At 67.2% G+C, this 7,693-nt stretch carries 11 protein-coding genes; 7 read left to right on the top strand and 4 right to left on the bottom strand.

Annotated elements, in window-relative coordinates:
- Positions 1 to 324: 324 nt before the first annotated feature.
- From ABH925_RS37165 to ABH925_RS37155, 3 genes are read left to right on the top strand one after another with little or no spacing between them, the layout of a single operon-like run.
- On the top strand, positions 325 to 603 hold the full coding sequence (locus tag ABH925_RS37165; RefSeq protein WP_370155954.1) for a type II toxin-antitoxin system Phd/YefM family antitoxin: 279 nt from the start codon (positions 325 to 327) through the stop codon (positions 601 to 603).
- Positions 600 to 1,004: a type II toxin-antitoxin system VapC family toxin gene (locus ABH925_RS37160; protein ID WP_370155953.1), complete on the top strand. Its 405-nt coding sequence runs from the start codon at positions 600 to 602 to the stop codon at positions 1,002 to 1,004. Before ABH925_RS37165 ends, ABH925_RS37160 begins: the two co-directional genes overlap by 4 nt.
- Positions 1,005 to 1,027: 23 nt before the next feature.
- Positions 1,028 to 1,207 carry a type II toxin-antitoxin system prevent-host-death family antitoxin gene (locus tag ABH925_RS37155; protein WP_370155958.1) on the top strand — a complete coding sequence of 60 codons (180 nt, stop codon included), beginning with the start codon at positions 1,028 to 1,030 and terminating at the stop codon, positions 1,205 to 1,207.
- Positions 1,208 to 1,355: 148 nt separating this feature from the next.
- Here the strand turns inward: ABH925_RS37155 and ABH925_RS37150 are convergent, their stop codons facing one another.
- Complete coding sequence (locus ABH925_RS37150; RefSeq protein ID WP_370155952.1) at positions 1,356 to 1,919, bottom strand: GNAT family N-acetyltransferase; 564 nt, start codon at positions 1,917 to 1,919, stop codon at positions 1,356 to 1,358.
- A 717-nt stretch (positions 1,920 to 2,636) separates the two neighbouring features.
- Between ABH925_RS37150 and ABH925_RS37145 the strand changes: the two genes are divergently transcribed.
- Together ABH925_RS37145 and ABH925_RS37140 are read left to right on the top strand one after the other, a co-directional pair.
- Positions 2,637 to 3,182, top strand: coding sequence for a winged helix-turn-helix domain-containing protein (locus ABH925_RS37145; protein WP_370155950.1), 546 nt, complete (start codon positions 2,637 to 2,639; stop codon positions 3,180 to 3,182).
- Between the two features lie 167 nt (positions 3,183 to 3,349).
- A complete protein-coding gene (locus ABH925_RS37140) occupies positions 3,350 to 3,709 on the top strand; it encodes a transposase (RefSeq protein ID WP_370155947.1) in 360 nt (119 codons plus the stop codon).
- A 29-nt stretch (positions 3,710 to 3,738) separates the two neighbouring features.
- Here ABH925_RS37140 and ABH925_RS37135 read toward each other — a convergent pair whose 3' ends face one another.
- Together ABH925_RS37135 and ABH925_RS37130 are read right to left on the bottom strand one after the other, a co-directional pair.
- A complete protein-coding gene (locus ABH925_RS37135) occupies positions 3,739 to 4,164 on the bottom strand; it encodes a PIN domain-containing protein (RefSeq protein WP_370155944.1) in 426 nt (141 codons plus the stop codon).
- Positions 4,161 to 4,439, bottom strand: a complete 279-nt coding sequence (locus ABH925_RS37130; RefSeq protein WP_370155943.1) for a CopG family transcriptional regulator — start codon at positions 4,437 to 4,439, stop codon at positions 4,161 to 4,163. Before ABH925_RS37130 ends, ABH925_RS37135 begins: the two co-directional genes overlap by 4 nt.
- 531 nt (positions 4,440 to 4,970) lie before the next feature.
- On the opposite strand from ABH925_RS37130, the gene ABH925_RS37125 reads away from it, so the two are divergent.
- Positions 4,971 to 5,111 (top strand): hypothetical protein, encoded by a 141-nt coding sequence (locus ABH925_RS37125; protein WP_370155941.1) that lies wholly within the window; start codon positions 4,971 to 4,973, stop codon positions 5,109 to 5,111.
- A 377-nt stretch (positions 5,112 to 5,488) separates the two neighbouring features.
- Positions 5,489 to 6,445 carry an aldo/keto reductase gene (locus tag ABH925_RS37120; RefSeq protein WP_370155939.1) on the top strand — a complete coding sequence of 319 codons (957 nt, stop codon included), beginning with the start codon at positions 5,489 to 5,491 and terminating at the stop codon, positions 6,443 to 6,445.
- 310 nt (positions 6,446 to 6,755) lie between these two features.
- On the opposite strand, the gene ABH925_RS37115 is transcribed toward ABH925_RS37120, so the two are convergent.
- On the bottom strand, positions 6,756 to 7,529 hold the full coding sequence (locus ABH925_RS37115) for a class I SAM-dependent methyltransferase (RefSeq protein ID WP_370155956.1): 774 nt from the start codon (positions 7,527 to 7,529) through the stop codon (positions 6,756 to 6,758).
- Positions 7,530 to 7,693: the final 164 nt, after the last annotated feature.

The raw sequence follows: 7,693 nt of genomic DNA, 5'->3' as shown, positions 1-7,693 counted from the left end.
CGAGAGATCGAACGTGTCCATCCCCACGCCGACCAGCACCGATTCCAACTCGCCGTCTAACAACGCGACCTCACCGCATCCGAGCTACACCCATCCGGCAGTGCCGGGCCCGTTCCGTCTCGTGGAGCGGGGGCGACTGCTGTTCCCCCCGGCCTGGCACCATCCACACGACGGCTCGGTGGGGCTTCCCCTTCGGTGCATTGGCTGGCTTGACCTGCTTGGCGAGCGAAGGCGACAGGCGCGGCATGCACGAACGGTAGGAACAGTGTTCAGCCGGAATGGGACGGCGTAGCACAATGCATTACGCTGCGATACGCTGGTTCCATGAAGACCATTACCCAGCGGGAGCTCGCCGCGCGCTCCAAAGCTGTACTCGATGACGTGGAGGCGGGTGAGACGTACCACATCACCCGGAATGGCACTGAGATCGCCGAGGTGCGCCCGCTCAGCAGCAGGCGCCGCTTCGTCCCGGTGGAGGAACTGCAGCGGAAGTGGCGCCACGCGCCGCAGGTCGACGCCGCTCTGCTACGAGCGGAGGCAGACGCGTTCTTCGGCTCTGAGGACCGTATCGATGACGACGGCAATCCTTGGGAGCGGGCGTGACCGGCAGGCTGCCACGCGGACTGCTGGACACGTGTGTCGTCATCGATCTTCCGCTGATCGATTCGAGACTCCTGCCCGTGGAGGCGGCTGTCTCCTCGATCGTCCTGGCGGAACTGGCGCAGGGTGTGGCGATGACGAAGGACCCGGCGGAGATGATGGCGCGAGCGCAACGCCTGGCCGACGTGGAGGCAGAGTTCGCGGCCATCCCTTTCGACCGGGAGGCCGCCCGCAGGTTCGGAACGCTGGTCGCGCTCACCGTCAAAGCGAATCGCAACCCCCGCCCCCGTCGAATGGACCTGATGATCGCTGCTACCGCCGCCGCCCAGGGACTCCCGCTCTTCACGCGGAATGTCGATGACTTCAAGGGGCTGGAGCAGGGCGTCGAGATCATCCCTGTGTGAGCGCCCGCCCGCTTGAGGGTGCTATGGCCGAGGTCGGTGGCCACCCCGCGGACGTGATCGATCGCGCCCATCGGGACGACACTCCGACGATCATCACTCGACGTGGTGAGCCCCAACACGCTTTCCAATTCTGCGGGGCGCCGTTCGGCGGGGTCCGCACATGTTCTGACCTGCGGTGCAGGCGCCTCTTGGTCGTCCTCTGAACCTCGTTGGACGGGGGTGAATGAGACCAGAACTGAGACCATGATCCGGTGTAGGTAGCCTGCGCGATCGGGGTGCTCAGTACTCCAGCCGTAGATCGTGATCACGGATGGGAAGGTCTCCCGTCCCGTAGCAAACAGGGCGGGGGGGTCAGCGCTGCTCCCACTGCTCCTTCGTGATCTCGTACTGCACGCCGCCGAGGTCGGCGCCCTCGACCATCAGCATGTCGTCCGGGGTGGGGAGGGGATGGGAGAACGTCATGCCCACCTTCTCCATGACGTTGCGCGAACTGCGGTTCAGCACCATCGTCGCGGCCCAGACCATGCGTAGGTCGAGCTCGCCGAATCCCTTGCGCAGCAGGGCCAGCGAGGCCTCGGTGGCGTAGCCCTTGCCCCAGGCCGCCTGTCGCAGCCGGTACCCGAGCTCGGCCTCGTCCTTCGGGCCATCCTTCTCGGGTCGCAGGCAGAACCACCCGATGAACGCCCCGCCGTCCTTCTCGAACGCGGCGAACAACCCGAGCTCGCCGCCCCACCTCTCGTAGCCGGCGATGATGTTCGGCAGATGGCTCTCGCGGACGACTTCCGCAGGCGTCCCCTCCCCGCCGGACAGGAAGCGCATCACCGCCGGATCGCTGTCCAACTCAATCAACAGGTCCGCGTCGTCAGCAGTGAATCTGCGCAGCGTCAGGCGCTCGGTCTCCAGGTAGATGGTCACGCAGCGGATCATTCATGAACCACCTGAGACCCTCAACGCATTTACGGCACCACCCACTCGTCCCAACGGAGAGTGCCGTCACTACCGCGAAGCCAAGGGTCATCCAGAATGCCCAGTCGCGGTACAGCGGCTGGTCATGGAGACGTAGTACCGCGTTGCGGTGCACGGTCCGGCGCTGCCGCCTGGGTGGGAGCCCGGCGGCTCTGCTCATAGGTCCATGGTGCGTGCCGTGCGGAGTGCCTGCCTCGTTCCGTGGACCGGATGGGACGGCCTTGGCCGATGGAGTGCCGGGGCTGCGAACACCGCTGCCTTCGAGCCAACTGCAACCAAAGCTGCAACCACGCAACGACGAGGGCCCCCGATCGCTGAGCGATCGGGGGCCCTCGTTTGCCCTGGCGGGCGAGGCGGAGGATACGAGATTCGAACTCGTGAGGGGTTGCCCCCAACACGCTTTCCAACTGTTCGTCCGGGCGGTTGGGCGGGTTCGCCACGGTCCTGACCTGCAGGGCCGACTGAGGCAATGGCTCGCATGGACCGTCGTGAAGGGGGCTGAATGCAACCCGAACTGCAACCCCTCGGTCAGCGATTGCCAGGCGTCTGGGAGCCAGGTCCGGCTGCACCGGCAGACATATTGCGCAGCTGCATTCACTGAGGTTGAAAGGGTGATGGCCGGTTCCGGTGGCTGACGTTCCTTGATCCCTGCGGTACGCCGGTTGTATGAGGTACGCGCAGGGAGGAGGAGGCCTGTCCCCGAAGGGGCAGGTGCAGCGGGAGCTGGTGCGGTTGGAGGCGGCGGAGCGTTTCGCGGCCGGGGAGTCGACGGCGGTGGTCGCGGCCGGGCTGCGGGTGGGCGAGCGGCAGGTGCGCAAGTGGCGTCAGGCCTGGCGCCAAGGCGGTGCGGACGCGTTACGGTCCAGGGGGCCGCACTCGGTGGAGCGGCTGAGCCCGCAGCAGTGGCTGGTGCTGGTGCGTGAGTTGGAGCGCGGTCCGATGGCGCACGGCTGGAGTGAGGACCGGTGCTGGACGCTGGGGCGCATCCGGCTGGTGATCGCGCGCCGGTTCCACGTCGGCTACACGGTGCAGGGGGTATGGCACCTGCTGCGCCGTCACGGCTGGTCCGCGCAGGTGCCGGTGCGCAAGGCGCTGGAGCGCGACGATGCGGCGGTCGAGGTGTGGAAGGCAGAGGTCTGGCCACGGTTAAAAGGACCGCGGCGGCCCGTGACGCCTGGATCTGCTTCGCCGACGAGGCCGGCCAGGGCATGAGGCCGCCCAGGGGCCGGACCTGGGCTCCGCGCGGGCACACGCCGCAGGTACGGGTGGTCGCCGGCGGCCGTGGCCGGGTCACCATGGCCGGCGTGGTGTGCTTCAAGCCAGGGCACCGCCCGCGGTTCTTCTACTAGCTGCACGTCTACCGGTCCCGCAAGGGTGAGGTGAAGAGCTTCACCTGGCAGGACTACCGCGACTTCATCACGGTGACGCACCTGCAGCTCGGCGGCCCGGTCATCTGGTGCTGGGACAACCTGGGCACCCACCTGACCGACGGCCTGGCCGAGTTCGCCGTCGAGAACCGCGAATGGCTGGAGATCTTCCAGTTCCCCTCCTACGCACCGGAGCTGAACCCGCAGGAAGGGATCTGGTCGCTGGTCAAGCGCGGCCTGGCGAACTTCGCCGCCGCCGACCTCAACCACCTGGTCAAGGTCCTCAAACGCAAACTCAAGAAGATCCAGTACCGCCCGCACCTGATCGACGGCTGCCTCACCGAGACCGGCCTGGTCATCGAACCCTGGTGACCACCACGGCGGCCATCACACTTTCAACCTCAGCAGACCTTCCTGACGACGATCCGGTCCGGCAGTAGCTTCTCCAGGTCGTCCACGTCGGAGGTGAAGACGGTGACGTGGCCTCGTTGCGAGAGCGCGACGACGGCGAGCATGGCGTCGATCGCGTACTTGTGACCGTGCAACTTGGTGTCGGCCAGGAGCCTGCGAGCGCGTCGGGCTTCGTCCTTGCCCAGGTCGGCCACCTTCACCCGGGAGAGGACCCAGTCCCAACGTTGTTCCGTGGTCCTACCGTCGTACGCCTCCACCAGAGTCATGGGGGAGGTGACGACATCGGCTTCGCCGCGTGACGCGAGGTCGAGCCAGCCGATCATCGTGCGATCTCCGCGAACGGCGAGCGATAGTGCCTCGCAGTCCAGCACGAAGACGCGGAGCGGCTTTGCCTCGTGGTCGCGCTTCGGGGTCATGCAGCCTCGCCAGCGCGCTTTGCGGCAGCGGCCTGGCGGCGCTCGTGCTCGGCGTCCAGAGAGTCCAAGGAGTCGTACGCTGCTGCTCGCTCGGACCCGGTGACCGGCCCGTGCTCCTCCTCGAGCCATTGCACGAGTTCCAGCAGCCGATCCCGGTCGCGCTTCGAGCGCAGCGCCTCGGTGACGTACGCGGAGATGCCCCGCTCGTCTGCCTCGGCTCGGATCTCCTCAAGAAGATCCTCTGGGATGGTCACTGTTACCTTCTTTGAAGCCATACATGTGACCATACTCGCCGTATATCTAGCTTGCAATGACGGTGGATCGGCATCGCTCTGCTCCGGCCGAGCCACATGATCCAAAAATGCTGCATTTAAGCTGCAGACTTCGATCTTGTGGCGCAGCACGATGGTCGTGCTGCGCGCTGGCCTGGAGCGAGTGACCTTCACGCAAGCCGGGTGCATCACGACTGAACACAGAAACTGGCCGCCAGGTGAGGCCGGACGATCCGGGTCTGGGAGCCAAGTCCGGATGGAGTCGAAGGAGCGGCCTATGTGGAGCATTGCCGCAGAGGTGAATGTTGCGGTCCTTGCCGTCGCTGCTGTCCTTGGCTCACTGGCAATCTTGCTGGATCGGATGGTTGCTGTGATCCGGAAAGCGGGCCGTCTCATCCAGGCCTGGAGTGATCTTGGCGAACTGCTCCGAAGCCAGCGTGTCGGAAGAGGCACCCGTGGCGTCGAACGGTCATGTCGTTCAAGGACTCCGTGCCGGTAGGCAGGCCTCCGCCATCATCATGGGATGGGAACCGGGTGCCTCCACAAGCATGCGGGCGCGGTACCGCCATGTACCGGGACACCATGCTCAAGGACGTGGCTCGGAAGATCGCCGAAGCCTTCTGGGTCCCCAGCGTCTGGACCCTGGGGACAAAAACGCAGGACAACGAGGTCTGAGGGAACGCAGAGGGCCCGCACCGGTGAACGGTGCGGGCCCTCTGACCTGCGGAGGATACGAGATTCGAACTCGTGAGGGGTTGCCCCCCAATGCCCGGAGCCTGTCTGCCCTGCCCTGAGCTGCGCTGATATCGGCCTTCGGCCGATCCGGCAGCGCCGCGCCCGCTTCGCTCCGTCCGATCTGGCGAGGTGCAATGCCCTCCGCTCGGCAGTGAGGCTCCCAGCCGCGCGGTTCCCCGGCGGGGCCCTCCGGACCCCGCCCCCGCCGCCCTGGGATCACTCGTCCAGATGAGCGGTTCCGATGTGCTGAGTGGTCGATCAGCGACCGGGGGACAGGCTGGCCGGTCTTGCTGTCATGCCAGAACTAGGGTGACCCCATGGAATATCGAACGCTCGGCAACAGCGGACTCCTGGTCTCCGTGGTCGGACTCGGCTGCAACAACTTCGGCGGACGTCTCGACGCAGCGCAGACGCTCGCGGTGGTCCACGCGGCACTCGACGCCGGGGTGACCCTCTTCGACACGGCCGACATGTACGGCTCCCGGGGCGGCTCCGAGACGCTGCTCGGCCAGGCGTTGAAAGGGCGGCGCGACCAGGTCGTGCTGGCCACCAAGTTCGGCCACCAGCAGGTGGACATGGGGTATGGGCCCGCTGCCGGGGCGAAGGGCGGCCGGGCCTACATCCGCCGCGCGGTCGAAGAGTCGCTACGACGCCTGCAGACCGACCACATCGACCTCTACCAGCTGCACACCCCCGACCCGCGTACGCCGATCGCCGAGACGCTCGCTGCGCTCAGCGAGCTGGTGCACGAAGGCAAGGTTCGGTACATCGGGCACTCCAACTTCGCCGGCTGGCAGATCGCCGAGGCCGCGCACGTCGCCCGCGAGACCGGGGCCGTCCCGTTCGTCTCGGCCCAGAACGAATGGTCTTTGCTCGAACGCGGCGTGGAACGGGAGATGGTGCCCGCAGCGCTGCACTACGGCCTCGGCGTACTGCCGTACTTCCCGCTCGCCAACGGCCTGCTGACCGGGAAGGTGCGCCGCGCTACGGGTGTGCCCGCCGGCTCACGCCTGGCGTCGCGGCCCGAGCGGGTGACCGAGGCCGGCCTCGACGCGGTCGAAGGCCTCGCCGCCTGGGGCGAAGCGCACGGCCGGAGCATCCTCGAGATCGGCGTGGGCGCACTTGCCGCACGGCCCGGCTGCGGCTCGGTCATCGCCGGGGCGAGCAGTGCCGAGCAGGTGCGCGCCAACGCCGCCGCCGGGCAGTGGGTGCCGACCTCCGAGGAACTCGCCGAGATCGACGCGGTCCTCGACGTGGAACACGCCGTCGCCTGAGCAGACCGGGAGAACACGGGCGCTGCGTAGTGCACAGGCGGCACGGGTTCCGGCTCTCGGTGAAGCCGCCGCCGCCCGGCGTGTCGCTCGCCCATGGGTGAACCGGCGAGGCCTCGCACCGCGCGGGGCCTCGCCACTGGCGACACTGCCGGGGTTCCGTCGGAACTACTCGTCCAGGACTCCAGTGCGGTTTCGCGCCTATGTGGATGATGCGTGGGCGAGCCGCTGGCGGCAGTGGCTTCGGCGTGCCGAGGCTTGGTGGCTTCTGCGCCAGTGCGCGCGGTTCCACCCGACCGAACAGGCCGGCGTACTAATCCGCCTGCAGGACAAAGAACAGGAAGGACAGGAAGCGTGGCTTGACCTCGGGGAACAGATCACGGGCGGCAGGGTCGGACTCTGGCTCGCTGATGACCGCGATCCGGAAGCCTGCTGCGGTGAAGGCGTCGGTCATCGCGTGCAGCGGCCTGTTCCAGAAGCGCAGCCGGGCGGTCCGGCCGCCCATGGACCACTCCTCGATCCGGTCGTAGGTCGCGAAGTAGTCAGTCTTGTTCCCGGCCAGGTACTCGAGGCCGTGGATGGCGAAGGGGTGGTCGACGGACATGATCAGCCGACCGCCTGGCTTGAGTACGCGTCGCAGCTCGCTCAGCCCCGGCCCCCAGTCCTCCAGGTAGTGCAGCACCAGGGATGCGACGACGTCGTCGAACGTGTCGTCAGCGTAGGGAAGGGAGTCGCCCAGGGCGGCCACCTGCAGGTCGGCACCGTCGCCGAGTCGACGCCGGGCCAGCTCCAGCATCCCCTCGCTGGCGTCGAATCCGCTCATGACGGCGCCGCGGTCACGCAGCGCCGCGGACAGCGGCCCGGAGCCGCAGCCGGCGTCGAGGATCCGCCGGTCGGCCACGTCCCCGGCGAGGGCCAGCATCGCAGGACGCTCGTAGTAGGCATTGACGAGGCTGGTTTCGTTCTCGCTCGAGTACGCCTCGGCGAAGCTGTCGTAGTCGTTGACCCTCGGCGGATCCACAGCCACAGCAGTCGGCGAAGCAGCTCCGGTGTGGCTCGCTTGCCCTTGCTGGTCGTCAGAAGTCATGGTGCGGGAGACATAGGTCGCACCAGTTCGGTTCCTGGCCCAATGCCCACCCACAGAGCTCATCTTCGATGGGTGTAGCTCGAATGCGGTGAGATCGCTGACCTTGTCCTCTTGCTGATAGGCGGTCAGCTGCTGGATCGTCGTTGTTGGGCGGGCGGCGACGG

Source organism: Streptacidiphilus sp. EB129, from assembly GCF_041262645.1.
In the GTDB taxonomy this organism is placed as follows: Bacteria; Actinomycetota; Actinomycetes; order Streptomycetales; family Streptomycetaceae; genus Streptacidiphilus.
This window is presented reverse-complemented; position numbering and strand designations above follow the sequence as displayed.